26 protein-coding genes and 1 tRNA gene are annotated in these 24,849 nt (G+C 63.0%); 11 read left to right on the top strand and 16 right to left on the bottom strand.

Going from position 1 to position 24,849, the window contains the following annotated elements; genetic code table 11:
- Positions 1–24 precede the first annotated feature (24 nt).
- From B9Y51_RS11150 to B9Y51_RS05885, 3 genes are read left to right on the top strand one after another with little or no spacing between them, the layout of a single operon-like run.
- Positions 25–168, top strand: coding sequence for a hypothetical protein (locus B9Y51_RS11150; RefSeq protein ID WP_153245879.1), 144 nt, complete (start codon positions 25–27; stop codon positions 166–168).
- A 36-nt stretch (positions 169–204) separates the two neighbouring features.
- Positions 205–909 carry a sugar O-acetyltransferase gene (locus tag B9Y51_RS05890; protein ID WP_085529132.1) on the top strand — a complete coding sequence of 235 codons (705 nt, stop codon included), beginning with the start codon at positions 205–207 and terminating at the stop codon, positions 907–909.
- Entirely contained in the window at positions 906–2,039 is a 1,134-nt protein-coding gene (locus B9Y51_RS05885; RefSeq protein ID WP_085529131.1) for a YrzE family protein, read from the top strand. The genes B9Y51_RS05890 and B9Y51_RS05885 overlap by 4 nt, the downstream gene beginning before the upstream one ends.
- 74 nt (positions 2,040–2,113) lie before the next feature.
- Here the strand turns inward: B9Y51_RS05885 and B9Y51_RS05880 are convergent, their stop codons facing one another.
- The 6 genes from B9Y51_RS05880 to B9Y51_RS05855 all read right to left on the bottom strand — a co-directional run bounded on the left by B9Y51_RS05880 (position 2,114) and on the right by B9Y51_RS05855 (position 9,251).
- On the bottom strand, positions 2,114–3,730 hold the full coding sequence (locus B9Y51_RS05880) for a 2-oxo acid dehydrogenase subunit E2 (RefSeq protein ID WP_085529130.1): 1,617 nt from the start codon (positions 3,728–3,730) through the stop codon (positions 2,114–2,116).
- Positions 3,731–3,756: 26 nt separating this feature from the next.
- Complete coding sequence (locus tag B9Y51_RS05875) at positions 3,757–4,731, bottom strand: alpha-ketoacid dehydrogenase subunit beta (protein WP_085529692.1); 975 nt, start codon at positions 4,729–4,731, stop codon at positions 3,757–3,759.
- Between the two features lie 32 nt (positions 4,732–4,763).
- Complete coding sequence (locus B9Y51_RS05870; RefSeq protein WP_085529129.1) at positions 4,764–5,912, bottom strand: thiamine pyrophosphate-dependent dehydrogenase E1 component subunit alpha; 1,149 nt, start codon at positions 5,910–5,912, stop codon at positions 4,764–4,766.
- 92 nt (positions 5,913–6,004) lie between these two features.
- On the bottom strand, positions 6,005–7,153 hold the full coding sequence (locus B9Y51_RS05865; protein ID WP_085529128.1) for a histidinol-phosphate transaminase: 1,149 nt from the start codon (positions 7,151–7,153) through the stop codon (positions 6,005–6,007).
- A gap of 35 nt (positions 7,154–7,188) precedes the next feature.
- Positions 7,189–8,721, bottom strand: a complete 1,533-nt coding sequence (locus tag B9Y51_RS05860) for a hypothetical protein (RefSeq protein WP_085529127.1) — start codon at positions 8,719–8,721, stop codon at positions 7,189–7,191.
- A 5-nt stretch (positions 8,722–8,726) separates the two neighbouring features.
- Positions 8,727–9,251, bottom strand: a complete 525-nt coding sequence (locus tag B9Y51_RS05855) for a hypothetical protein (protein WP_085529126.1) — start codon at positions 9,249–9,251, stop codon at positions 8,727–8,729.
- A 211-nt stretch (positions 9,252–9,462) separates the two neighbouring features.
- Between B9Y51_RS05855 and purB the strand changes: the two genes are divergently transcribed.
- Positions 9,463–10,914 (top strand): adenylosuccinate lyase, encoded by a 1,452-nt coding sequence (gene purB, locus B9Y51_RS05850; protein WP_048683877.1) that lies wholly within the window; start codon positions 9,463–9,465, stop codon positions 10,912–10,914.
- A gap of 112 nt (positions 10,915–11,026) precedes the next feature.
- Here the strand turns inward: purB and B9Y51_RS05845 are convergent, their stop codons facing one another.
- The 5 genes from B9Y51_RS05845 to B9Y51_RS05825 all read right to left on the bottom strand — a co-directional run bounded on the left by B9Y51_RS05845 (position 11,027) and on the right by B9Y51_RS05825 (position 14,837).
- On the bottom strand, positions 11,027–11,887 hold the full coding sequence (locus B9Y51_RS05845; RefSeq protein ID WP_085529125.1) for a di- and tripeptidase: 861 nt from the start codon (positions 11,885–11,887) through the stop codon (positions 11,027–11,029).
- Positions 11,888–11,963: 76 nt separating this feature from the next.
- The gene (locus B9Y51_RS05840; protein ID WP_085529124.1) at positions 11,964–12,818 is read right to left on the bottom strand and encodes a spermidine synthase; all 855 of its coding nucleotides are present in this window, start codon (positions 12,816–12,818) and stop codon (positions 11,964–11,966) included.
- The gene (locus B9Y51_RS05835) at positions 12,815–13,732 is read right to left on the bottom strand and encodes a cation diffusion facilitator family transporter (protein WP_048683883.1); all 918 of its coding nucleotides are present in this window, start codon (positions 13,730–13,732) and stop codon (positions 12,815–12,817) included. The genes B9Y51_RS05840 and B9Y51_RS05835 overlap by 4 nt, the downstream gene beginning before the upstream one ends.
- A gap of 79 nt (positions 13,733–13,811) precedes the next feature.
- A complete protein-coding gene (locus B9Y51_RS05830) occupies positions 13,812–14,141 on the bottom strand; it encodes an acylphosphatase (RefSeq protein WP_218189204.1) in 330 nt (109 codons plus the stop codon).
- Positions 14,142–14,159: 18 nt separating this feature from the next.
- The gene (locus B9Y51_RS05825; RefSeq protein ID WP_085529123.1) at positions 14,160–14,837 is read right to left on the bottom strand and encodes an SDR family oxidoreductase; all 678 of its coding nucleotides are present in this window, start codon (positions 14,835–14,837) and stop codon (positions 14,160–14,162) included.
- A 178-nt stretch (positions 14,838–15,015) separates the two neighbouring features.
- Here B9Y51_RS05825 and B9Y51_RS05820 point away from each other — a divergent pair.
- A tRNA-Thr gene (locus tag B9Y51_RS05820) sits at positions 15,016–15,091 on the top strand.
- A gap of 156 nt (positions 15,092–15,247) precedes the next feature.
- Positions 15,248–16,099 (top strand): HpcH/HpaI aldolase/citrate lyase family protein, encoded by an 852-nt coding sequence (locus B9Y51_RS05815; RefSeq protein ID WP_048683889.1) that lies wholly within the window; start codon positions 15,248–15,250, stop codon positions 16,097–16,099.
- Positions 16,100–16,223: 124 nt separating this feature from the next.
- On the opposite strand, the gene B9Y51_RS05810 is transcribed toward B9Y51_RS05815, so the two are convergent.
- Entirely contained in the window at positions 16,224–16,973 is a 750-nt protein-coding gene (locus B9Y51_RS05810) for an ABC transporter ATP-binding protein (RefSeq protein WP_085529122.1), read from the bottom strand.
- Positions 16,974–16,975: 2 nt separating this feature from the next.
- Positions 16,976–18,106 carry an ABC transporter permease gene (locus B9Y51_RS05805; RefSeq protein ID WP_085529121.1) on the bottom strand — a complete coding sequence of 377 codons (1,131 nt, stop codon included), beginning with the start codon at positions 18,104–18,106 and terminating at the stop codon, positions 16,976–16,978.
- A 136-nt stretch (positions 18,107–18,242) separates the two neighbouring features.
- Here B9Y51_RS05805 and B9Y51_RS05800 point away from each other — a divergent pair, with 136 nt between their 5' ends.
- Both B9Y51_RS05800 and B9Y51_RS05795 read left to right on the top strand, forming a co-directional pair.
- A complete protein-coding gene (locus tag B9Y51_RS05800; protein ID WP_085529690.1) occupies positions 18,243–19,568 on the top strand; it encodes a sensor histidine kinase in 1,326 nt (441 codons plus the stop codon).
- A complete protein-coding gene (locus tag B9Y51_RS05795) occupies positions 19,565–20,200 on the top strand; it encodes a response regulator (protein ID WP_048683895.1) in 636 nt (211 codons plus the stop codon). The genes B9Y51_RS05800 and B9Y51_RS05795 overlap by 4 nt, the downstream gene beginning before the upstream one ends.
- A gap of 8 nt (positions 20,201–20,208) precedes the next feature.
- Here the strand turns inward: B9Y51_RS05795 and B9Y51_RS05790 are convergent, their stop codons facing one another.
- Positions 20,209–20,403 carry a hypothetical protein gene (locus B9Y51_RS05790; protein ID WP_085529120.1) on the bottom strand — a complete coding sequence of 65 codons (195 nt, stop codon included), beginning with the start codon at positions 20,401–20,403 and terminating at the stop codon, positions 20,209–20,211.
- A 128-nt stretch (positions 20,404–20,531) separates the two neighbouring features.
- Here B9Y51_RS05790 and B9Y51_RS05785 point away from each other — a divergent pair, with 128 nt between their 5' ends.
- Positions 20,532–21,017 (top strand): MarR family winged helix-turn-helix transcriptional regulator, encoded by a 486-nt coding sequence (locus B9Y51_RS05785; RefSeq protein WP_245826082.1) that lies wholly within the window; start codon positions 20,532–20,534, stop codon positions 21,015–21,017.
- On the opposite strand, the gene B9Y51_RS05780 is transcribed toward B9Y51_RS05785, so the two are convergent.
- On the bottom strand, positions 21,014–22,000 hold the full coding sequence (locus B9Y51_RS05780; protein ID WP_085529118.1) for a TPM domain-containing protein: 987 nt from the start codon (positions 21,998–22,000) through the stop codon (positions 21,014–21,016). The two genes, B9Y51_RS05785 and B9Y51_RS05780, sit on opposite strands and share 4 nt — an antisense overlap.
- Before the next feature lie 77 nt (positions 22,001–22,077).
- Positions 22,078–22,575: a dehydrogenase gene (locus tag B9Y51_RS05775; RefSeq protein ID WP_085529117.1), complete on the bottom strand. Its 498-nt coding sequence runs from the start codon at positions 22,573–22,575 to the stop codon at positions 22,078–22,080.
- 277 nt (positions 22,576–22,852) lie between these two features.
- Here B9Y51_RS05775 and B9Y51_RS05770 point away from each other — a divergent pair, with 277 nt between their 5' ends.
- Together B9Y51_RS05770 and B9Y51_RS05765 are read left to right on the top strand one after the other, a co-directional pair.
- Positions 22,853–23,986, top strand: a complete 1,134-nt coding sequence (locus B9Y51_RS05770) for a trans-sulfuration enzyme family protein (RefSeq protein WP_085529689.1) — start codon at positions 22,853–22,855, stop codon at positions 23,984–23,986.
- A gap of 19 nt (positions 23,987–24,005) precedes the next feature.
- On the top strand, positions 24,006–24,836 hold the full coding sequence (locus B9Y51_RS05765; protein ID WP_085529116.1) for a transporter substrate-binding domain-containing protein: 831 nt from the start codon (positions 24,006–24,008) through the stop codon (positions 24,834–24,836).
- Positions 24,837–24,849: the final 13 nt, after the last annotated feature.

Raw genomic sequence — 24,849 nt, 5'->3', positions numbered from 1 at the left:
GCGACACCTGGAATACTGACCACCATGACTCAACGCCGCAAATCTTCTTGGACCGACGAAGAGGTTCACGCCGTCATGCGCCAGATCCAGCGACGCCTGCTGATCGCTACGGGAATCGCGATCCTGGTCGGACTGGTGGTGATCGGGCTAGTTGCCGTTCTGCACTAGTTCCCTCGCCCCCTCCCTACCGAAAGGTTCGACCCCATGAGCGCACCGCACCCCACCCCTGATTCCATGACCATGCGCGAACGCATGCACGCCGGCCTCCCCTATCGCGGAGACGGCACTCCGTCCGAGTCTGCCTATCGGACGTCGTCCGAGGCCGCCCGTATAACGGACAACTACCAGCGCCACGACGTCGAAGGTCGTACGGAGGAGGCCCAAGAGCTCCTCCTCGAACTGCTCGGAAGTATGGGCGACGACGTCTGCATCCGGGCTCCCTTCCGCGTGGACTACGGGTACAACATCCACATCGGCGATCGACTCTTCGCCAATTTCGGCTTAACGATCCTCGACGTGTGCGAGGTCCGGATTGGCGACGACGTCCAGATTGGCCCCAACGTGCAGTTGTTGGGCGCGACCCACCCCTTAAACCCCTTGGACCGGAAACGGATGTGGGAAGGTGGGTTGCCCATCACCATCGAAGACAACGTCTGGCTCGGTGGCGGAGCCATCATCATGCCAGGCGTCCGAGTGGGTCACGATTCCGTGATTGGGGCTGGAGCCGTCGTCACAAAGGATGTTCCGGCGCTCTCGGTAGCCGTGGGCTCCCCCGCCCGAGTCATTCGCACCATTAATCCGGAGGAACGTTCCGGACAGTTCGCCCTGGATAACTTTCCCCCTGCTTATCGGGAACAGGTGACCCGAGAAGCCCAGGGCCAGAACCCCGATCAGGAGAAGACCGCATGAGCTCATCACGAAATAGCCCCTTGCACGATCCGCGGGACGATGATTTCGATCCGAACCGCACCATCCCTCTGGACGACGACCGGACGGAGGTATTCTCCCGGGATTCCACCGGATGGATCGATCACGATCGCACGGAAGTTCTGGACGACGACCGAACCGAGGTTCTCGATCACGATCGGACCGAGGTGCTCTCCGACGACGATCAGGCCACTCAGGTCTTGGATAACGGTTCGTGGACGTCTGGGTCTGACAGCGCGAATGAAACTCTCCCGTTGCCGGCTTATGGTGAGGGTCCGAATTCCCCAGGGGCGGAGAAGGTGTCTGGTCTCGAATATGACGAGAATTCCGGATCGAACGCAGCATCCCGCTACGACGCAGACCAGCGCACGCAGGTCTTGAGTCAGGCCGACGCACCATATCGCGACTACTCAGGGGCCAACGCTCCCGGTGCGGCGCCAGGGGCTCAGGGTTCGTACCCCACCGGCCCGACGCCGTCGGGATACCCCGGAAACGCAGGATCCGCTGCGGGGGGTTACGCACCGGCGCCGACTCAGGGGCCGTCCGGCGCCGAGCTACGGGCGCTGATCCTCCGTCGGCAAAAAGCGGAATACGGGCGCATCCAGCTATTACCGGGGTTGATCGGCTGGCTCGTGGCCACCGGCACGGCAGGGTTCCTCCTGTGGCTCGTCGCCGCCCTCATTCCTGCGGTGGGGGCGACGGAGATGCCGACCACCGTGGGCGCCTCGCTCCACGAGATCGCCCAAGGTTCGGCCGGAGGCGGCGTGTGGGTCCTCGTCTTTGCTGCGGTGTATTTCCTCTCCTACCTCATCGGAGGTTTCGCGGCGGGGCGAGCCGGACGCTTTGCGGGTGCCAAGCAGGGCATCGCCGTCTGGCTGTGGCAGCTCATGGGCGTCGCGGTCACCACGGTGCTCTCGCTCTTTCTGCCTGATCGCGTGGGGACGAGTGTTCCGTTGGGATCCATCCAGTCCCTGGGCGGCGACGACTTCCTGTGGGGTCTTGCCGCCGCCGTCTGTGCCCTGGTGATCGGGCTGGTTGCGGCCATTCTCGGTGGCTTGTGGGGCACGCGCTTCCACCGCTCGGTTGACCGCTGGGGCTTCGAAGGCCGCTGACCTCGTTGAAGACCAAGAACCCGCTCGGGCTGAAGTCCGAGCGGGTTCTTGTTGTCTGAGCCTTTGTCGCGCGTCTACATGTCGAGCAGAAGCGCCGGCTCCTCGAGGACCGCCGCGACGTCGGCCATGAAACGAGCCGAAAGGTCGCCGTCAACGATGCGGTGATCGAAGGATCCACCCAAGGTGGTCACCCAGCGGGGAATGACCTCGCCGTCGACGACCCACGGCTTCTGCTTGATCGTTCCAAAGGCCACGATGGCCGCCTCGCCCGGGTTGATGATCGGAGTGCCGGTATCGATCCCCAGGGCGCCGATATTGGTAATCGTCATGGTCCCCGAGGCCATGTCGCCGGGCTGCGTTTTGCCTTCGCGAGCCTTCTTGGTCAGGGCGTTGAGGGCCACGGCGAGCTCCCGCAAGGAGAGATCCTGGGCATCCTTGATGTTTGGAACCATCAGGCCGCGTGGCGTTGCCGCGGCGATTCCGAGGTTCAGATACCTCTTGATGAGGATCTCGGAATCGGTCCACTGCGAGTTGACCTGCGGGTTACGAGCGGTCGCCCAAATGACTGCCTTCGCCAAGATCAGCAGCGGTGTCACTTTGACGCCTTCGAAGGTCGGCGAGGCCTTCAGCCTCTTGACGAACTCCATGGTCCGCGAAGCATCCACGTCCACGAAGATCGAAACGTGCGGTGCCTCGAAAGCCGACTTGACCATGGCCTTCGCCGTGGCTTTGCGGACGCCCTTGACGGGTACGCGCTCCACACGGTCCTCGCTGGCTCCCCGCTCCGCCCAGAAATTGGCGGGCCGGCGGCTTTCGACGTCCTGCGAGTTGGCCGCAAAGTTCACGAGGTCCCGCTGGGTGACCTGACCTTGTGAACCGGTCGCGGGAACGTCGGCAAGGTCGATGCCGAGGTCCTTGGCCGCCTTGCGTACCGGCGGCTTGGCGAGTGCGGGCCGACGCGGAGGTTCGCTACCCACCGTCCGATGCCCGGAGACCTCGCCGGCCGGTTCCTCAGGGGCACGGCCCGGCAGCCACTTCAGGGCCTCTCGACCTTCCTCGGCGAGCCTCTTCGCGCGTTCCGCGATTCCGATGCCGCCGGAGCGCTGCGTCCGGTTGAGCAATTGCGTCAGGAGCGTCTCGGGCTGCTCCGCCGCGGGGCCAGCGGCCACGGAATCCTGCGAGGTCGCACCCGCGTTCGAGGTCGCGCCAATCGGTCGCTTGCGGGTACGGCGTCGGACCGGGTCCGCCTTGGGCCCTGATCCGACGAGTGCCTCGGTTTCCTCGGATCCGCGCGTCGAAGGGTTCGGTTCCGCCGACGGCGTCGATCGATCTGCGGCGGATGGCTCGGGCACGACGTCGTCGCGCGGCGTTTCGACCGATGCGGCTTCCTCCGGCGGGGCCTTCTCGGCCTGGCTGGCCTCGGAGGTGTCAGATTCGGCAGCGCCGGCCTCGCCCTCGGCCCGCACCGAAATCAATGGCGCACCAACCTCAACGGTTTCGCCTTCTGCGGCGATGATCGACTCGACCGTTCCCGCGTAGGGGGACGGCAATTCGACGACGGACTTGGCCGTTTCGATTTCCAGGACGACCTGGTTGACCTCCACCGTGCTGCCGGGCTGTACCTTCCACGACAGGATCTCGGCCTCAGTCAGGCCTTCCCCAACGTCTGGGAGATGAAAAATCGACGACAATGCGAGCTCCTGAGTGTTAGGGCTGGTCAGTAATTCAGCGACTGGTCTATGGCGTCTAGCAACCGATCGATATTCGGAAGATAATCTTCCTCCACCGCGGCCACGGGATACGGCATGTGGAATGCGCCGACCCTCAAGACGGGCGCTTCCAGGCCGTAGAAACAGCGTTCCCCGATGGCGGCGGCCAATTCGCCGCCCATGCCACCAAAGGTGGGCGCCTCATGGGTCACGATCAGACGGCCCGTTTTCTTAACCGAGGCCTCAACGGTATCCACGTCCAACGGCGAGATGGAGCGCAAGTCGATGACCTCAATGGACAGTCCGTCGTCTCGGGCGGCGTCGGCGGCCGCGAGGGCGACCGGCACGAGCGGGCCATAGGCCGCAAGGGTCAGGTCCCGGCCTTCGCGCACGATCTGGGCCCGTTGTGATTCCGCGGTGGTCGCGGAGCGATCTACCTCGCCTTTGAGCCAGTACCGACGCTTGGGTTCAAGGAAAATGACGGGGTCATCTGAAGCGATCGCTTCCCGCATCATCGAATATGCGTCTTGGGGATTCGAGGGGGACATGACCCGCAGGCCGGCTGTATGAGCGAAAAGGGCTTCCGGGGATTCCGAGTGATGCTCAATCGAACCAATGTTTCCGCCATAGGGGATGCGGATGACGACCGGCAATTTCACCGACCCCATGGACCGGGCATGAATCTTGGCCAATTGCGAGGTGATCTGGTTGAACGAGGGAAACACAAAGCCGTCGAACTGAATTTCGCACACCGGCCGGTAGCCTCGCATGGCCAGCCCGATCGCGGTACCCACGATTCCGGCTTCACCCAACGGCGAGTCCATCACGCGTTCGGCGCCAAACTGTTGCTTGAGCCCTTGCGTCACACGGAAAACCCCACCGAGCGTGCCGATGTCTTCCCCCATCAACAGAACGGAGGTGTCTTCGGTCAGCGCATCCTCCATGGCGGCGTTGAGGGCCTTGGCCATCGGCATGGTTTCCACGGTTGCCCCCTGCTTCTCGTTGTCGCTCACGTTCAGCGCCCACCTTCCGCGGTTCCGGCCTCTTCAAATCCCGATTCGTAATCACGGAACCACGCCCGCTCCTGCGCCACGAGAGAGTTTTCCTCGGCATAGACGTGCTCAAAGACGGAGTCGAATTCCGGGGGCTCCATGGCCAATACGGCGTCCCTGATGGTGGCGCCGTACTGCTTGGCTTCGGCATTCACGGTGTCAAAGAAATCCTCGGATGTTCCTTGGTCACGAAGGTACTTTTCGAGCCGAACCAACGGGTCTTTGGCGGTCCACTCCGCTTCTTCGTCGGCCGTTCGATACTTTGTGGGGTCGTCCGCCGTGGTGTGCGCACCAATGCGATACGTTTCGGCCTCGATCAGCACCGGCCCCTCGCCCCGATGAATTTTATCCATCGCGTAAGCCGTGGCCGCTTGGACTCCCAACAGGTCGTTGCCATCCACGCGAATGCCTTCAAAACCGTACCCCGCCGCACGTTCCGCGAGGGGCACCCGGGATTGCGTCGAGAACGGCACCGAAATGGCCCACTGATTGTTTTGAATGAAGAACAGCACCGGTGCGTCGTAGGAGGCAGCAAAGACCATGGACTCGTGGGCTTCACCCTCGGTCGAGGCGCCGTCGCCGAAGTAGACCACGGTGGCTTCATCGGAAGGCCCGCCACGCAATGCCGCGTCGAGCTTCTGCCCCATCGCGTATCCCACGGCGTGAGGGATCTGGGAAGCCAGCACAAAGGAATACAGGTGGAATCTATACGCCTGGGGGTCCCACCCTCCCGGGGCGAAACCGCGGAACACCTTGAGAAGATCGCCCAAGTCCACTCCACGCGCATAGGCCAGGGCATGCTCTCGGTAGGACGGGAAAATGTAGTCACGCTCAGGAATGGCGTTCGCCGAGCCGATCTGGGCTGCTTCTTGGCCCTTCGAAGGCACCCACAAGGCCAATTTGCCTTGACGCTGAAGGGACGTCGCTTCGTCGTCGAACCGACGCACCATCAGCATTTGCCGGTAGGAGCGTTGCAGGTCCTCGAGTGTGACGTCCTTGATATACGGATCGAACGTGGGGTTCGTCCCGCGATGACCGTTCTCGTCGAGAATGGTCACCCTGCTCAAACGACCTTCGGTAGCCCCAGGGTGGTGGGTTTCCGCGGTTTCCATGAGTCCTCCATGCGGCTTAGTTGTCCGACGCCCGGTGTGACCGGGACACCCGGGTGCGGGCGATCCTTCGGACACAAAATACACTCATTAGCCTACCGCTCCACCCGTCCCCGGAATTGCTCCGCGATCTGCAAGAATCGCGTGTTGGCTTCGTCTTCACCAATGCTCACACGCACGCCTTCGTTACCGAAAGCACGCACGGACAGAGCGTGGGCATCCGCCACTTCCGCGAATTCCTGGGTCCGTTCACCGAGCGGGAGCCAGACGAAGTTCGCCCGGGTTACCGGAATCCGCCAGCCCTGCTCCGCCAAGCCCTCGACGACGCGTGTTCGCTCTGAGACGAGACGTCGAACCTGTTCGAGGACTTCCTCATGGTGCTCGATCGAGGTGATAGCGGCCTCCTCGGCCACGGCGGTCACGGCAAAGGTCGTCGCGGCGACTCGAAGATACTGGGTTACCTCGGGATGAGACACGGAATACCCCACGCGCAACCCGGCGAGTCCGGCGGCCTTCGAGAAAGTCCGCAACAGCACCATATTTTCGTAGTCGGGGTAGAGGCCCATGCCTTCGGCGAGGCCGCCCTCGGCGATCTCCGCCTCGTTCAATTCGGAAGCCTGGCAGAACTCCAGGTAGGCCTCGTCGAGGATGACAACGATGCGCGAGGGAACCTGCGCCATGAAGTCCCGGACCTTCTGCTGGGTCAAGGCCGGGCCCGTGGGATTATTCGGCGTGCAGAGAATGATGACTCGAGTACGATCCGTGATCGCGGCCAGCATCGCATCGAGGTCATGCTCACCGTTCGGAAGGTTTGGAACCCGAACTTCTTTCGCGCCGGCTAGACCCGTCACGATGGGGTAGGCCTCAAAGGAACGCCACGGATAAATGACTTCGTCCTGGCTACCATCCGTGTTCCCGCCAGCAAATGCCGCAAGGATCTGCCCGAGTGCACCCAAACTCCCGGCGCCCGTGACGATGTCTGCGGGGTCCACCCCGAGATGTTCGCCAAGGGCTCCTCGCAGGCGCGTGCACAACGGATCGGGATACCGGTTCGCCGTCTCAAAGGTACGGATCACGTCCCGGACTGCCGGTACCGGACCATAGGGGTTTTCGTTCGACGACAGCTTGTACTGTGTCAAACCTTCGACCGCACGAGGGGGTTTACCGGCGGCGTACTTGGGGAGTTTGCTGAAGACTTCGCGGGGTTGGATGCGGTCCGAGGATAGGTTTTCGTGCTGACTCATGAATTCCACTGTAACGGGCGTTTGCGCTAGAAGTGTCATCGCTCACGTTTCTTCGGTTCACCTGTGAATGCATCATAGGTTTCCGATCCCGATTCGAAGGTTGTGGTTCGCAGGGACGATCCCTTCGGCATCATGTCGGCGAGCAATTGTGCGTGGACTCTCCCCTCATGAGTGGTCGCCAACGCGTCATCGGCGGACCGCCCCGCTCTGACGTACTCGCGGGAGCCGTGGGTGAATTGCATCAATCCGCCGGAACCCACATTGGTGTGGACGACGACGGCGTGATCGTTTCCTGGGTCCCCGCCACCTCCGGTGGCCACCGGGATGGGGTCGTTCACATCACGAACGTGAAGTAACCGAATATCCGGCGAGATCCCGGTGTACGGTGCGGTCGGCGCTCCCGTCGTGACGACGCCTCGCACCGTAAACTTGCTCGTGAATTCCCGATTGGAGGCAAGCGCCATGGCCGCCATTCCCCCTTGCGAAAAGCCGGACAGAAGCACGGGATCGTTCCGGCCCACGCCTGCGTGAACGAGGGAACGTTCCACGAGTTGGAGGAGAGCCGGCGACTGAGCCAACGGCGTTCCTGGGGTGGTCGTCGCGACGTCGGCGATGCTGAAGGCCCCATCGGGATCGGTGCGACTTGTGAGGTGGTCAAAATCCGTTCCCGGAATCGAGATGAGAAATGAGCGAGTTCCGTCGGGCCGCGTCACCTCCGTGACGTCCACATGAGCCAACGACACCTCGTCTTGCGGGCCCGCCGCGGCGTCGAACTCGTCGTCATGACGGCCGGCTTGCTCTAGGGCCTGTGCAACGAACTCGAGAGAACCGCCGTGGCGAGCTTGAGAAATCGCCTTCTCCCCGACCTTCCGAAACCCGCTGAGGCGAACGAGCCCCAAACCCGCGGAGCGTCGTCGTGCTTTGACAGCAGCGACCTCCGAACGCAAGTTCTCCAGCGGAAGCCCGCTTCCGGCCAATGAGGAGCGAACAGCCGCGGCAGTCCCTCGACTCGCCGAGTCCACCGCCAGGAGGGTTCCCTCCGCGACGACGAATCCCGCGGCTCCGGTCAACAGCCCCAGCGGATTGCCTCCGACGGCGAAGGCGGACCCATATAAGGTGCGGTACGGCACGGAATGCACCGCATCAAAGCCCTGGACCAAGATCTCGGCGAGCTCCTCCGCGTGTTCGTAGGAGGCCCGCGCAATGCGAAGTTTTGCCGAATACTCGCCGGCACCTAAAGCCACCCCGTGGGATCCGCGCCGTGCTTCTCCAAGGGCTTCCGCCGCGGCCCCAACGTGCTCGGACACGAAGGTCCAGACGGCGGCCGCTTCGGCAACCATCAGGACCAATCGGCCCTCGAGCGCCAGCATCCGGCTCGCGGCGCCGGCGAGCGAAGCACTCAAACGCCCCAGTTCCTCCGTATCCACGCGAATGCGGGCAGATGAGGAGCGCAGATGTGCACCGCCTTGAGGCACCAGGCCCAACGCGGTCTGAAAACTTCCCGTCTCCTTCGCCGGTTGCGTAGCGAATTCGCCCCACTCGCGCACCTGCTCGGCCATCGATGCCATGGCCCTCACCGCCCCTGCGAACCCGAGAGCGCACGCTGCAAACCCACGAGCATTTCAGGTTGTGAAACCTGCTCATAGACCTCCCGCAGATGACCCAGTTCCTCGAGCGCCGTCCGCGCCCGCGGGTCCTCGAGCATGTCGTGGAGGTGCGTGAAGATTGAACCCACCGTCACGCCGAGGTGCCCCGCGTGCCGCACGGCCGAGTCGACCATGCGGCGCTCGACCCCTTCCATGGCTAAGGCGATGCCGTCCACCCGTTGTCGTATCTCCTCGGCCGCCCGGAGGAAGAGGTCGACGGCACGGCGCAGGTGATCAGCGGCATCGTCGGCCTGCCCCAGGTGCCGTTGGATTCCCTCACGAAAGGTTCCGGCGGCCGGGGAATCCCAGGTGGTCCCGGCGGATTCCGCGATCTGGGCTCTGGCGTCCAGCAAGTCCTCGGCCAGGCCCGCCGCCTCCTGGGCGAAGCCGTCGAGTCGTTCCGCTGCCAACCGCCCCATGGATCGGACGGCTTCCGGCATCTGAAGCCCCATGCACCGGCGATCTCCATGATGTTTTCCTCCCTCGAAGTTCACGACGGTGGCCCTCCCGCCCCGTCCCCCTCAGGATCCCGACTCCGCCCCACATCCATCGCGTCCACGGTGGTTACCTCATCCCTTCCGTGGAGAAGTACCCGCAGCAACCGTCAAGACGCATGCCTGTGGACGACGCCGAAGCGAAGCCGGAGCGTGCCACAATAAGGCCATGGCCAATTCCTCAGAGAAAACCTCCCTGTCCACAACGACCCTGCCGAATGGTCGCCGGAGTCTCACCGACGTCTCGCCCGCGATCGCTTTGGGGCCCCTTGACGGTCGCTATCAGCCGCAAACGGCGCCCCTCGTGGATTACCTCTCGGAGTCCGCGCTCAACCGCGACCGCGTTCACGTCGAAGTCGAGTGGTTCATCTACTTGAGTAAAAATTCCGTTCTCCCGGGCCTGGAGCCCCTCACGGCGGAGCAGGAATCTGGGTTGCGGAGCTTGGTTACCGAGTTCGACGGCGAGTCCATCCGCGAATTGGCCGACATCGAGGCGGTCACGGTTCACGACGTTAAGGCAGTCGAGTACTTCATCGGTCGACGGTTGGAAAGCCTGGGACTGGGCCACTTGACCTCGCTCGTCCATTTCGGATGCACTTCCGAGGACATCAACAACCTCTCCTACGCCGTCGGCATTCGCGACGCTGTTCGAGACGCGTGGCTGCCCGCAGCCCGGGAGCTCACCGACATGGTGGCCTCCCTCGCGGAATCCACCCGGGATATCCCCATGATGTCGCGCACCCACGGTCAGCCCGCGACGCCCACCACGCTGGGCAAGGAAATGGCCGTGCTGGCCTACCGACTTCAACGCCAGCTTCGCCACATCGAGAACCAGGAATTCCTCGGCAAGATCAATGGGGCCACGGGAACCTACGCGGCCCACATGGCGTCGGCACCCGAGGTTGATTGGGAGGCCGTCTCCCGCGGATTCGTTGAGTATCTGGGCCTCACGTGGAACCCCTTGACCACGCAGATCGAGTCCCACGACTGGCAGGCCGAGCTGTACTCGACCATGGCGCACTTCAACCGGATTCTGCACAACCTGTGCACCGACGTGTGGTCATATATTTCCATCGGTTACTTCCGCCAGATCCCTGTAGAGGGCGCGACCGGCTCGTCTACAATGCCTCACAAGATCAACCCGATTCGTTTCGAGAATGCCGAAGCCAACCTCGAAATCTCCTGCTCGCTCCTGAACACGCTCTCCGAAACCCTCGTGACCTCGCGGTGGCAGCGCGACCTGACGGATTCGTCCTCGCAGCGGAACATCGGCGTCGCTTTTGGGCACTCAATGTTGGCGATCTCGAACGTCGTGAAGGGCCTGGCCAAGCTCGACGTCGCGGAGGAAGTTCTGGCCGCCGACTTGGACCGCAACTGGGAGGTGCTCGCCGAAGCCATTCAAATGGTGATGCGTGCGGAATCCATTGCTGGCGTCGAGGGCATGGACAATCCCTACGAGCGCCTCAAGGAATTGACCCGCGGGCACCGCGTGGATCAGCAGCGGCTCATTGAGTTCGTTTCCGGGCTAGGCCTCTCCCCCGAGGCCGAAGAGCGGCTGACGAGTCTCACGCCGGCGAGCTACAACGGCATCGCCTCCCAGCTAGTCGACCACTTGCGGTAAATCACCACCGAGAATAATGACGCAGGGCATCGGCCACACCCGTGGTCGATGCCCTGCGTCGATATGTTTGCCCGCCAGAACGAGGCGGGCGCCCCTTGAGACGAGGAAGCCCTTAAGATTCCTTCTCGGAGGATTCCTCGGCTTGATCTCGCTCTGCCTCAGCGGCTTTCCCCGCGGGGAGATCCCCGGCTAGGGCTTGAGCTTTCTTCTCTTCCTTCGGATCCTCAAATTTGGGAGCACGGCCGTCTAATTGGACGCTGTCCGGGAAGGTCTTCGGGGCCTCACCAAAGGCCTCCTTGGTGGATTTGATGACCTGACGGCCCAAAGCCAAGTTTGCTCCGCCGCCCACGACGGCGCCGATGCCGAAGGGCAGGGCACGTCCGAGCATGGCGCCGGACTGACGGGTCAGGAACCTCTTGATGAACATGTTGCGGATGGTTCGGGAGACGCTGAAGGTCTTGCCGTCCTCCTTGCCAAGCATCAGCCCCCACTTATTGCTGACGCCGGCGGCTCGACCCGACTGGCCCATGATCTGCTTCATGAGCACGGCGCCGTCTTCGCCGAGCATGAGGGCCATGACCATCGTGCGGGCCTTTTCGGGTTCGTCCACGTGCACACCGTAGAGCTCAGCCATCGACTGCGCGTAGATGGCGGTGCGCTCCAAATAGCCGCCGACGGCGACGAACGACAAGCCCACGGAGGTGACCGTTCCGATGCCCGGGATGAAAGCGGATGCACCGATGGCGCCACCACCCAGGGTGACGTCTCGAAGATACAGACGCTCCAATCGATGAGCGATCTGCTCCGGAGTCTCGTCCGGATGCTTCTTGCGGATTTTTTTGAGGGCAGTGACCACCAAGGGACGCTGGGCGCGGAGCACGGAGTCCAGCGCTTTATTCAAGGCAGGCTTGGGCTGCCCGTTATCGTCGAAGGCGTTCTTCATTGCGGAATCAAAGGGGAGCTTCGGTGCCATGCCTTCATCTAACCACGGGTGACCTGGATTCTTGAGGCACTTAGCCGAGAGCGCACCGCAGCCGCGGAAGGGAAAATCAGCGACGCATCTCTCGAAGCCGTCCGACAAATTCTTGGGTCTGCGCGGGGTCGAGGACGGTTCCCGGATGGGGGCCTGCGGCTCGCCAACTCTCGGCCCGCTTGGAGGCGTCCAGCATTCCGGGCCCCGCCGCGAGGATCAGATTTCCTTCCCGCCGACCGCTCGTCATCGAGCTATCCGTCAAGACCCACGCGCCGGACTCCGCACCCAACCTCGGATCCCGCCACGTGGCCTCCGCGAGGGCTTCGGCCTGACGCGCAAAAAATGCGAGCCCGGGGTCGTCCCCAACATTCACGAGCACCACGCCGCGTTCGGAAAGCAACGGGAGAATTTCGGCGTAGAACTCCTGGCAGGCCAGGTGCTCGGGCGAATCTCGGCCGGAAAAGATGTCCAGGACGACGACGTCGAACCCTTCACCCTCCGCGAGCCCGGCGATTCGAGCGAGGTCGGGCAGGGCAGCTCGGGCGTCGTCGGTGACTCGGGCCAGCCGGGTTCCTTCCGGCAACGGCAACTCACGGGTGACCAGGCTCAGGAGCTCGCGTTCGATCTCCACGGCGACCTGCCGGGAACCCGGGCGAGTGGCTTGAATGTATCGAGGGAGGGTCAGGCCGCCCGCACCCAGGTGGGCAGCGGTGATCTGTTCCCCTTCAGGAGCAACGGTGTCCACCACGTTGGCGATGCGGCGCAGATACTCGTAGACGATGCGCTCGGGATGGTTCAGGTCCACGTGCGACTGCTCGGCCCCGCCGATCTCGAGAACATACCCGCGTTCGCTGAAGCCGTCCGGGAGAATCATCGCCCCGAGCCCAGACCACGAGAGTTGGACGCTTCGCGCTCTATCCTGGCCCGTCATACGGTGAATTCTTCTTCCTCGTGGCGATAGTGGCTCTGCGGTTCAAGCTGAATCGTCGAGTGGGCGATGGAGACGTCAAAGTGCTCGGAAATGCAATTCTGAATCTCGCACAGAAGCTGCGCGCTGTGCCCGTCGTCGAAGCAACCGTCCTGAACCACCACGTGCGCCGTCAGAACGGGCAGATCCGTGGAGATCCGGCTCGCATGAAGGTCATGCACCGTCACGACGTGGGGATGACGCTCGATATGCCGTTTAACCTCGGCAATGTCCAGTCCCGGCGGCACCGATTCGAGGAGCATGCTCACGGACTCTCGGAGAATCACGAGGGCTCGAGGAATGATCATTAGGCCAATCACGATGGCGACGACGGCGTCGGCCTGCATCCACCCGGTTAGAGCGATGATGGTCGCGGCCACCAGGACGGCGACTGATCCCAGGGCGTCGTTGATGACCTCCAAGAAGGCGGCCTTCATATTGAGGGATTTCTCCCCACCAAACAGCACCACGATGGCCGCGATATTCCCCAGGAGACCCAGCGCACCGAAGACGATCAGTTCCAGATCGGCGACGGGTTGCGGTGTCACGAACCTTTGGATGGCTTCGACGATGACCACGATGCCGACGACGATCAACACGGTCGCCTGCACCGCGGCCGCCAATACTTCCACGCGTTTCCAACCCCACGTGCGGTGGTCGGTGGCGGGCCGCTCCATGAGGACCGCGGCCCACAGGGCCATGCCGAGCCCCGCGGCGTCCGTCAACACGTGGACCGTGTCGAAAAGCAGAGCCAACGAGCCCGTCACGGCGGCACCGATCAGTTGCACCACGAAGAGCGACAGCGAGATGCCGAAGGCAATCGACAGCCGCTTTCTGCCCGCGCCGGGGCCGTGATGGTGGTCGTGCGCATGTCCCATGGAACACCGTCCTAACACATAAGTTATTACTTATATATTAGCGTGCCCGGTGGTTCTCCGGAACCCCTAGTCAAGCCGGTTATTTCACACCGAATTGCTGGAATTCGCCCGTAGGTTCCGGGTCTTCGCGCTCGATCGAGCTGACCTCGCCCGCCGTATCACCGGAGTTCAAGGCCTCCCAGAGCGCGTCGATGCCGGATCGGGCACCTTCGGCCACGATCCACACGCGGCCGTCTGACAGGTTTTCTGCGAACCCCACGAGCGCGTTCTTTCGTGCCACGCCTCGGGTCCACCACCGAAAACCTACGCCCTGGACGCGGCCCGAGACCCACGCTTCGAGCCGAGCCTCGGGCATCGCCCCGGTCGCGCCGCCGTCCCGATCATTCGAGCGGCCGCGCAGAGAATCCATCCATCCCATAACCGCCCCTTAGGCCAGCTGGTCGGTCACGGAGTCGTCACGCAAAGCTTCCGAGATGGGAGTGTCACCATCCGTGAAGGGGAACGCCTTGCGGATCGTGCCGTCGTCTTCAACGACCGCGGCCAGCACGCGGGCGACGTTGGCTCGCGAGGCCTTGACGCCCTGGGGATCCGTGGTGATCGAGATGGCACCCGTGGGCTCATCCAAGGACAACGCCGTGGGGCCCACCAAGGTCCAGTCGAGGGAGGATTCGCGCAAGTGCTGGTCCGCCTCGGCCTTGGACTGGGCGTACGAGTAGAAGTCGTCGTCTTCGGGCACGCCGTGATCGAAGGAGGCTCCGAGGTAGGAAACCATGATGTAGCGCTGGACGCCGGCCTTCTCGGCACCGTCCATGGAACGGATCGCCGCGTCGCGGTCGACCTTCCAGGTGCGCTCGGGATCACCGCCGCCGACGCCCGCCGACCAAATCACGGCGTCGAAGTTGTGATCGCGGAACAGCTCACCCATCTGCTCGGTCGAAAGGTCCATGACGTCCTTGACGAGGGCCTGTGCACCCGTGCCTTCGACGTCGCTGGTCTGGTCCGGATTGCGAATGATCGAGGTGACCTGATGGCCCGCTTTCACGAGCAAAGGTGCCGTCAGCATCGCGATCTTGCCGTGTCCACCGATAATGCCAATGTGTGCCATGTTCGTCTCCTTCGTCATGAGATCTGCGGTCTGTGGCTATAACCATGGCACCGCTCGTTTTATGCCGAAACCCCTACACGCAATTCAGGTCACACAAGTTGGTGAGGGCGGCACTCCGTCTGCTACAGTTACATTCGCGCAAAGACGCGGTCACGACAGTGTGCCGCACCAAGCGCAGGCCTCCTTAGCTCAGTCGGTAGAGCGTTTCCTTCGTAACGAAAAGGTCGCCGGTTCGATTCCGGCAGGGGGCTCCAACTACGCACGAGACCCCGGAACACTCACGTTCCGGGGTCTCGTGCGTTGTGGGGAACGGAACTTTTCCCGGCACGCCGCAGATTTGCCACAATAGGGAGAAGAAACCTAGTACCGCTGGGACAGAACACCAGGACTACACAGAGCTGAGGTTGACCGTGACCACCACCTACCACCGCAACGAACGAGCAGCGAACCTTCCTGCACGTCTTTCCCGCTCATGGCTCCTCACCTCGGCATCCAACGAGGACTCCTTCGAGCCGAATTACGAGTCCGAAGCCGACTCGATCATCCTGGACATGGAGGACGCCGTCCCCGCCGAACGCAAGGAAGAGGCTCGGGAACGCGTCGTCTCCGCCCTGAATGACGGCATGCGCGCGTGGGTCCGGATCAACGACATCACCACGGACTACTGGGAAGGCGACCTCGCGGCCCTCTCCAAGGCGAAGGGCCTCCGCGGCATTGTGTTAGCCAAGACGGAACATCCCCACCACGTCACTCGCACCGCGATGATGTCTCGGGCCGGCACGCCCGTCATTGCGCTCATTGAGTCCGCCATTGGAATCGTCAATGCCGTGGACATCGCCCGAGCGCCCGGAACTTTCCGTTTGGCCTTCGGCATGGGTGACTACCGCAAGGACACCGGCATCAGCGACGATCCGATGGCCCTGGCGTACGCCCGGTCGGCGCTCGTGGTTGCCTCCCGCGTCGGCGAGCTCCCCGGACCGATCGACGGCCCCGCCAATGGCGTGGACGAGAAGGGACTGATGGACGCTTGCCGCACCACGGCGTCGATGGGCATGACCGGCAAGCTCACCCTCAATCCCGATCAGACCGAAACCATCAACCGCGGCCTTGCCCCCAGCGAAGAGGAAATCTCGTGGGCCCGCGAGATGTTGGAACGCGAAGAAGGTGGAGCGGTACCCAAGGATGGCTCCTACCTCCCCCGCTTGGCGCGTGCACGCAAGGTCTCCGAACTCGCACAGACCTACGGAATGTGGGGACGCTAACCACGGAGCCACGGCGCGGCGTCGCGCGACGCCGTAGCCCAACGTGCGAGGGGCGGGTCGGAATGTCCGACCCGCCCCTCATGCGTTTAAGGGTTCATCCGCACGGAACCCGTCCGGGCACCGCTTAGGAGAGTTTGCCGTCCCTCATGGTGACGACTTCATCCATGTGGTCCAGCAATTCCGTCTCGTGAGTGACCATCACGGTCGCGACGTTGAATTCTCGCGTCACCTCACGGAGCAGCTCGACGACCTCCAGCGAGCGCTCGTGGTCGAGGGCCGAGGTGGGCTCATCCGCGAGCAGCAGCACCGGATCCCCCATCAGCGCCCGAGCGATATTCACGCGTTGCCGCTGCCCACCGGAGAGCTGATGCGGACGACGGTCGCCTTGTCCCTCCAGGCCCACGCGGGCCAACAATTCGTCGGCGGCTTCGTGGCGCTTCTTGAGCTCACGACCCCGGATCCCGCGAATGTGGTCCGCCACCAGAAGCTGCTCCCGAGCGGTCAGGGAAGGAATCAAGTTCGGCTGCTGGAAGACGACGCCGATCTCCTCGCGCCGTAATCCGGCCCGATCCTTCTCCGAGGCGCCGACCGCTTCGTGACCGTTGATGCGCACGGACCCGCTCGTCGGCGAGACCAAGGCACCGGCCACCGCCAGCAAGGAGGACTTACCGGACCCGGACTCGCCCACCAGCGCGGTCATCGTCCCGCGCTCGGCACGAAAACTCACGTGGTCGAGGGCCGTGACGGTCCGCGGAGTTCCATCTGCGGTCGTTCCATCCGGGTATTCCAGGGTCACGTCGGACATTTCGAGGGCGGAGCCGTCGCCACGGACTGCGGCGCGGCCTGCTACGTGTTCTGCGGTGTGCGTCGACATGTTTAGTTGCCTCCTAAGGCGATCAGCGGATCAATTTTGGCGACCTTGCGCACAGCAAGGAGCGAACCGAGCATTCCGAGGACCCAGATCCCCGCTGCGGGTAGAACAGTGTTGGCGGCATTGAGCTGGAACGGCACTCCGTTCTGGGCGAGCCAGCCCAATCCGGCTCCCAGTCCGAGGCCCACCAGGGCACCGACCGCGAGGACGATAGCGGCCTGTCCCACGGCGTCCCGGATGAGGTACTTGCCACCGGCTCCTAGGGCCCGCAGGATCGCGATGTCCCGGGTTCGTTGGATGGTCCACACGGTCAAGAAGGAGACCGTCACCAGGGCGGAGATTCCGTAAAGGAAAGCCTGCATGGTCAGGAGCGAGCTGTGCTCCGATGAATAGGCGGGCAAACCTGAGAAGGAATCCTTGACCTTCGAGACGACCGTCTTGGACTCGTCTGCGGCGTTCTTCCAGCCGTCCTGATCCAGGTTGCCGTTGACCGCGAGAGCGGTTCCCACCACGGCGTCGTCGCCCGAGGACTGCACGTGGGCCACCTGCTGCCAGCCGGCGGTATTCATCCACGCCACGGGGCTGTGGCTGTAGTACTCGTCGGGCACCACACCTGACACCGTGAATTCCTGCCCAGAAATGCTGACCTTCTTGCCGACGGAAGCACCTTGGTCGTCGGCGATGGACTGAGAAACGACGACGTCGTGATCGCCCACATCGGTGGTCCCGTCCACGGCCGCGCCCACCGCGTTCTTGACGATGTCCCCATTCGGAACACCCAAGACCGCGGCGCCGGCGCTACCGTCGGCCGCCAGCTGCGTCTGGGTAAAGCCGACCGGTGTCGCTTGGGAAACGCCGTCGGTGGAGGACCAGTCGTGAACCTGCTTTTCGGTGATTTGCGAGGCGGAGTAGTCGACCTTGGGATCCTCGGCGGCTCCGCTCGAGTTCCCGGCCACCGGCGCACCGAACGCGAAGCGATCCGGTCCCAATGCTGTGAGGGCCGAAGTATTTTGTGAGGCGAGGCCGCCGGTCAGACCCGTGAGCATGACCAAAAGCAACGTGATCAGGCCGACGACCGAGCCGATCAGCGCAAACCTCCCCTTGGCGTAGAAGACGTCTCTGATTCCGACGAACATCGTGTTTCCTTCCGAGTGGATTTCGTTGGTACCCACTCTTCCGGCCCGGCCTCGCGCGCACATCGAGAGGAAGGGTGAACCTGCGATCAACCGTTCGGTTGATGCCCCCAGCACGACGCACGGCTACAGTACTGACGTGAGCACTTCGTCATCCGAGAGGCCCCGCACTGGGCAGAACCGCGTCCTGCAGTTCCTCCGTGTCGCCTTGCACGTCATGTTCGCTTTCTTGCTGATCTTCGGCCTGGCACGGTACATCTGGGGGTCCTCGGACACGCCCGACGCCGCCCCGGTCACCTGCGCCGTCGCCGCCTCGATGCTGCTGGGCGCCGTCTACCTGGTGGGGACCGTTTGGGAAAACCGGTACGCCCGGGCGTTGAGGGCGGGCCGACGCCAACCGCAAGACACCCCGCGCCGCTTCGCCCCCTGGTGGCTCGCGTGCGTGGCCCTTCTATGGCTCGCCCTATTGCTGATTTCGGGAAACTTCGTGTGGGTCGCTTTCCCGCTCATGTTCCTGTTCTTGCACTTACTCAAGCCGTGGCAGGGCGTCGCCGCCGTCGTCGTGTTGTGGTTGCTCGCATCCCTTGTGCCGATCGCTCAGCTCATCCGGGCCGGCGCGGCCGACCGCATCAATGTCGGCAGTCTTCTGGGACCGTTCCTCGGCGCGGTCCTGGCGATCATCATCTTCACGGCGTACCGGGCCCTTCACGACGAAGCGTTGCACCATCGGCACGTTGCTGAGGCCCTTCGTCTGGCTCAGGCCGAATTGGCCGACAAGGAGCACCAGGCCGGCCGTCTCGAAGAGCGGGAGCGGCTCGCGCGGGAAATTCACGACACGGTAGCCCAAGGGCTTTCCTCCATCGTGCTGATGTCCCGAGCCACGTCCACATCGCTTGCCGCGCAGCGCACCGAAGAAGCCGCGGCCCGTCTGGACGCCATCGGCCAGACGGCCTCCGAAAGTCTCGACGAGGCACGCCGGTTCGTTCGCGACCTCTCCTCCCCAGAACTCAATGAATCGGTGGTCGCGGCGCTGGGCACCATTTGTCAACGCACCGAGGAACGCGCCGCTGCCTCTGGAAAGGCGCTGCGGTGTGATCTGAGAATCGAGGGCGGCGATACCGATTCCCTGCCAGAACCCGTCAGTTCGGCGTTAGTCCGGGCGGCCCAAGGCAGCTTGGCCAATGTGCTCGAACACGCCCACGCAAGCATCGCCGTCGTGACCCTCGCGGTGTGGGACGCCGAGGTGACCCTGGACGTTTTCGACGACGGCCGCGGATTCAACCCCGAACGCGTGGCTCCGAACGAGTCGTCCCGTGGATACGGAATCCACGGCTTACGACGCCGCCTGGAAACGTTGGGCGGAAGCCTCAGCATCGATTCATCACCCGGCGACGGCACCGTCCTCGGAGTCCGCATCCCCCTGACCTCGGCACATGCGCCGACCCCAACGACAGGAGAAGCATGAGCTCAACCGTCAAGGTCCTTCTCGTGGACGATCATCCCGTGGTTCGTGCGGGGCTTCGCGCCCTGTTGAACGGCTTCGAGGAAGTCGCCGTCGTCGCCGAGGCTGGCGACGGCGAGACAGCGTTGCGAGAAGAAGAGCGGCTCCGCGGCACGGAGGACGCCGTGGACCTGGTCGTCATGGACATTCAGATGCCGACCATGGATGGCATCACCGCGACGTCGAAGTTCAAGGAGCGCTCCGGGCCTCCCGTGCTGATCCTCACGACCTACGACACCCAGGCGGATATCGTGGCCGCGGTGCGCGCCGGGGCCCTGGGCTACCTGCTCAAAGACGCCCCGGAAGAAACCCTGAGGGAAGCCGTGGTGAACACCGCCGCGGGCAAGACGACGCTCGCTCCCGAGGTCAGCGCCGCCCTCATGGCCACGATGCACGATCCGGCCCGTTCACTCTCCGAGCGTGAGACCGAGATCCTTCGGCTGCTGGCCACCGGGAAAAGCAACCGGGAGCTTGCCAAGCAGCTCTTCATCTCGGAGGCCACCGTCAAGACGCACTTGGTGCACATCTATGGAAAGCTCGGCGTCGAAAACCGCACCTCGGCCATCGCCAAAGCGCGAGAAAGCAAGTTGATTTAGGGGCTGAATTATTCTTGGGTGCCGTCCGCCGAACGCTGTTCGTGGAGGGCTTTGCGACGTTCGTATTCCCGTTTCAACCGTTGCCGCGGATCGGACTGCGCGCTCCCCTGGGCGGGACCCACGAAGATGAGCATGGTCCTGACCAACCGATTCTGAATTCGGAATCCCCAGGAGAAGGAATCTTTTCTGTCTTCGCGGCTCATGGCAACCTTTCAATGGTTTGTGCACAAAATGATTGTGCACAAAGCATTGTACACAACGTATTCTTAAGCTCCAGCCCAGTTTTGGGCCACGACGGGCCTACGATGGGTCCGCAGCACGACTCCAAAGGATGAGGGGACACACGATGCACGGGCAAGATCTCCCGGAAGAAGACCCCTTAGCTTTAGAAAGCCAGGTGTGCTTCGCCCTCACCTTGGCCTCGCGGAGCGTGATCGCGGCCTACCGTCCCGTGCTCGAACCGATGAACCTCACGCACCCGCAGTATTTGGTCATGCTTGCCTTGTGGGAACACTCCACGCTCTCCATCAAGGAACTCGGAAGACATCTCAGCATCGACTCGGGAACCCTCTCCCCGCTGCTGAAACGCCTCGAAGGTCACGGCTACATTTTCCGCAATCGCAGCCCCGACGACGCTCGGACCGTCAAAATCTCCCTCACGGAGAAAGGCAAAGAACTCCGCAAGGAGGCCGAGAAGGTTCCCGGCACCATGATGAAACGGTTGGGAATGGACGAGGCCGAGGTCAGGGCCCTACATGCCTCGATGATGAAAGTCATCGCCGCGGCCCAGAACCCCTCGGATCCAGGCGACGCTTAGAAACTTCCGCTCGCGCCGCCGCCGGAGAAGCCGCCGCCACCGCCAAAAGATGAGCCGGACGATGAGTAAGAACCCGGCGATGACCCCGCTCCGCTGTACATTTCAGGGCTACCCACATAGAGCGGCAACCACGCGGCAAAGGTCGGCGCGTACTGGGTCGTCACCTCGGGATCATCCTCTGGGTCGAGCTCGCGGCCCTCCCGACGGGCTTCCTCCTTGCGACGTTCCCGTTCCTCAAAGTCGGCCGGTTGGTGCCGATGGTAGGAACGGTACTTCCGAAAGGCCTGACGCTGCTCCTTCGTCACCTTTTCGCCGGGATGGGATCGCTCGTACTCGGCGATTTCACGGTCGGCGCCTTTCCTGATCTTCCGCTCCCGACGGATCGCCCACAGCACCACTACGGCTGCCATCAACACGAGGCCACCCGCGATGAACCACCCGTAGTTTCGCGCCCAAAATCCGCGATCCGAGCCCACCGCGTGGACGCCGTTGGCGTCGTCGTAAATCGCGGTGGTGGTGTCCGTCAGCGCCTGGCTCGGATGGTCGTCCTTGAGGCCGGGATCGAGAATGTCATCGAGCACCGTTTGCGCGTCGTCGTCCGTGAAGGTCTTCTTGAGTCCGTCGGCGACTTCAATGCGCGTGTGACGATCCTTCATGTCCACGGCGATGAGTGCGCCGTTGTCCTTGCCGTGGTCACCGACACCCCAGTGGCTGGCCGTATCTTTCGTCCAGTCTTCCCAATCGCCGTCCACGCCGTCGACGGTCACGATGGCCACTCGCGCGCCGTCGCCGTCGTTATTGCGCCGGTCGATCAGCTCGTTGAGCTTCTTCTCTTCGTCCGAAGACAAGATATCGGCGGCGTCGGAGATATTGCCGTGGCTGGGCCGATTCGGCACGGCGGTCTTCTCCCCGCCACAAGCCGACAGAACAAAGAGGGCTACACACAGTAAAAGGGCGCCCAAGAATGATCGCTTCCGAAGCATGGTGGTTCCTTCTCGGTTCGAAATACGTCGCCCTCCAAGGATAGAAGGCGTTCGTCAGGGAACCGGGAATTGCCGCGTTAAGCAGCCGTGTGACCGTCCGAGTTGTGGGCCCCAGACTGCGCGGCACGGAGGATTCGAGCGGCTTCGGCCACGCGCTCCTCGACCATCACGACGCGACGCTCGACCGATTCCGCTGCGGCCGCTCCCTTCGCTCTCGCACCGTCGCATCGCATCATCGCCAGGGCCTCGGCGCATTGAGCCAAGGCATTCCCGGCCTTGGACAGCTCCCGGTGGAGGTCCGAATAGTAGCCCTCGGGCGACGCCGGAATATCCGTGGTTTCGCTCGGGGCGCTTCGCTGAGCACTCGTGGCTATCGCGCGCACTTCGGGAAGGAGGTCTGCGAGGCGGTTGGCCGAGGGCACGAGGACATCGAGGACTTCGTCGTCGTTAAAACGCTCCAAGATTTGGTGAAAACGGTCCAGGCCGCGGCGGAACCTGTCGTGGGCGCGGCGCCAAACTCCCTGCCCCATGTCCGCACTGTCTCGACGTCCTTGCACGAAGTCTTTGAGTCCCACGAGCTGCCCCTCCTTCCGACCGTCCAGGTTAGGTATACCTCACCAGAATACAGGTATTTCGTCTTATTGACACCCTGTCACTTTAATTCTCGGCACGCACGAAGAGGTCATGTGCGATGCTCACTGTGTAGAGGTAAGGCGCGAGCTCCGTCACACGGCGGATCTTCAGCTCATCGCAACCTGACGTCATACAAGAGGTTCCGGAGGAATTTTCCATCGCCGAACGGCCTTTGAACTGTCAGACTTCTCATCTCCACACCTCGAAGGGATGCCCACCATGGCAGGTTTTACCACTCGCACGATTCATGCGATCGAAGAGATCGATAAGGGGGCCGTCACTCCCCCGATCTACACCGCCTCGACCTTCCTTCAGCCCACCGAAGGCGGGGAAGGCGAATACGAATATCAGCGAGGCGGCAATCCGACGCGCGACGCCGCACAGGCAACGTTGGCCTCGTTGGAAAACGCCCAGCACTCTTTCCTGTACGCGACCGGCATGGCCGCCACCGCAGCAGCCCTAGGAACCCTGCGTTCGGGCGACACCGTTCTGATGAACCTTCCCGTCTACGGCGGCAACTACCGCTTCGCGACCATCGAGTTGCCCAAGCGCGGCGTCGAACACCGTTTCCTGCAGGACCCCAATTCGCTGACCGACGAGGACTTTGACGACTCGGTCAAGGCCGTCTTCCTGGAGACCCCCGCCAATCCGACCTTGCGCGTTTCGGACATCCAGCGCATCGCCGAACTGGCTCACCGCAACGGCGCCATCGTGATCGTGGACAACACCTTCCTCACCCCGTACCTGCAGCGTCCGTTGGAACTCGGAGCGGACATCACCGTGCAGTCCGCGACCAAATACCTGGCCGGTCACGGCGACCTTCTGGGCGGCGTCGCATCCACTAACGACGACGCCCTGGCCGAGGAACTCTTCAAGGCCCAGCTCATTTCCGGCGGAATCCTCTCCCCCATCGACTCCTACCGATTGCTCCAGAACGTCAAGACGCTGGCGCTGCGCATGGACCGTCAGCAAGAGAACGCTCGCAAGATCATCGAATTCCTCGAGCAGCACCCGGCCGTCGCCGCAATTCACACACCCGGTTCCTACAACGACGCCGAGGCCGAGATTCAACGACGTCAGGCGGACGGGCCCGGCGCGGTATTTTCCATGGAGCTCGCGGACGGCAAGGACGTTCGGGCGTTCTTGGGCCGCCTCTCGGTCTTCGGATTCGCCGTCAGCCTGGGCGGCATTGAGTCCCTGCTCTGCTTGCCGGCGAGCATGACCCAGGGCGCCTACGCCGACGAAGACCTCGCCCGATCCGGCATTGCCGAGAACCTCATCCGCGTCGCGGTGGGCATTGAAGACGCCGAGGATCTCATCGCTGACCTTCGCCAGGCCCTCGATGCCGCATAACAGCCAGAGGAGAACCACGATGACCCCACCCACCAGACGGCGGGTGCTCGGCATGGCAGGGCTCGGCGCACTCAGTTCGGTGTTGGCGGCGTGCTCTTCCGGGGAATCCTCCTCGAGCTCCGGAACCTCCGGGACCGACCTCGCGACGATTCAACGCAATGGAACCGTGCGCATCGGCATGGAAGGCACATTTCGGCCGTACGGTTACCACGACGCCTCCGGCCAGCTCGTCGGTTTCGAGAAGGAAATCGGCGACCTGATCGCTCAAGATTTGGGGGTCAAGGCACAGTACGTGGAAACCCAGTGGGACTCGTTGATCGCGGGGGTCAATGCCGGACGGTACGACCTCATCATCAACAATCTCTCGGCCACCGACGAGCGAAAGGCACAATTCGATTTCTCGATTCCTTATGCCGAAAGCCAGGGAAAGGTGGGAGTCGCGAAGGATTCGCCCCTCAGGTCCACCAATGAGATCGCCGGACATTCGGCGGCCCAAACCGAAACCTCGAATTTCGGCCAGGAGATGGCGGCTGCGGGCGCCAATTTGGTGCCCGTGACCGGCTTCGACGAGGCCGCGATGTTGGTTTCTTTTGGCCGCGTGGATATGACCGCCAACGACTTCGTGACCTTCCAGGCGTTCTTCGAACAACGTCCCGACCACAATCTCCGATTGCTCGACGGCAACCTCGGCGACCCCTCGGAGGCCGCCGTGCTGATGGGAAAGGGCCAAAAGGAGCTGAAGTCCGCCATCGATCGGTCCTTGAAAACCCACCTGGACAACGGCGATCTGAAGAAGATCTACGAGAGGTACGTCAAAACGGACCTCACTCCCCCGACTACTACCTCGTGAGCTAGGCGCACCC

The organism is Kocuria massiliensis (assembly GCF_900169715.1).
GTDB classification, from domain to species: domain Bacteria; phylum Actinomycetota; class Actinomycetes; order Actinomycetales; family Micrococcaceae; genus Rothia; species Rothia massiliensis.
Note: the sequence above shows the minus strand (reverse complement) of the source record. Positions and strands in the feature narration are given on the sequence as shown.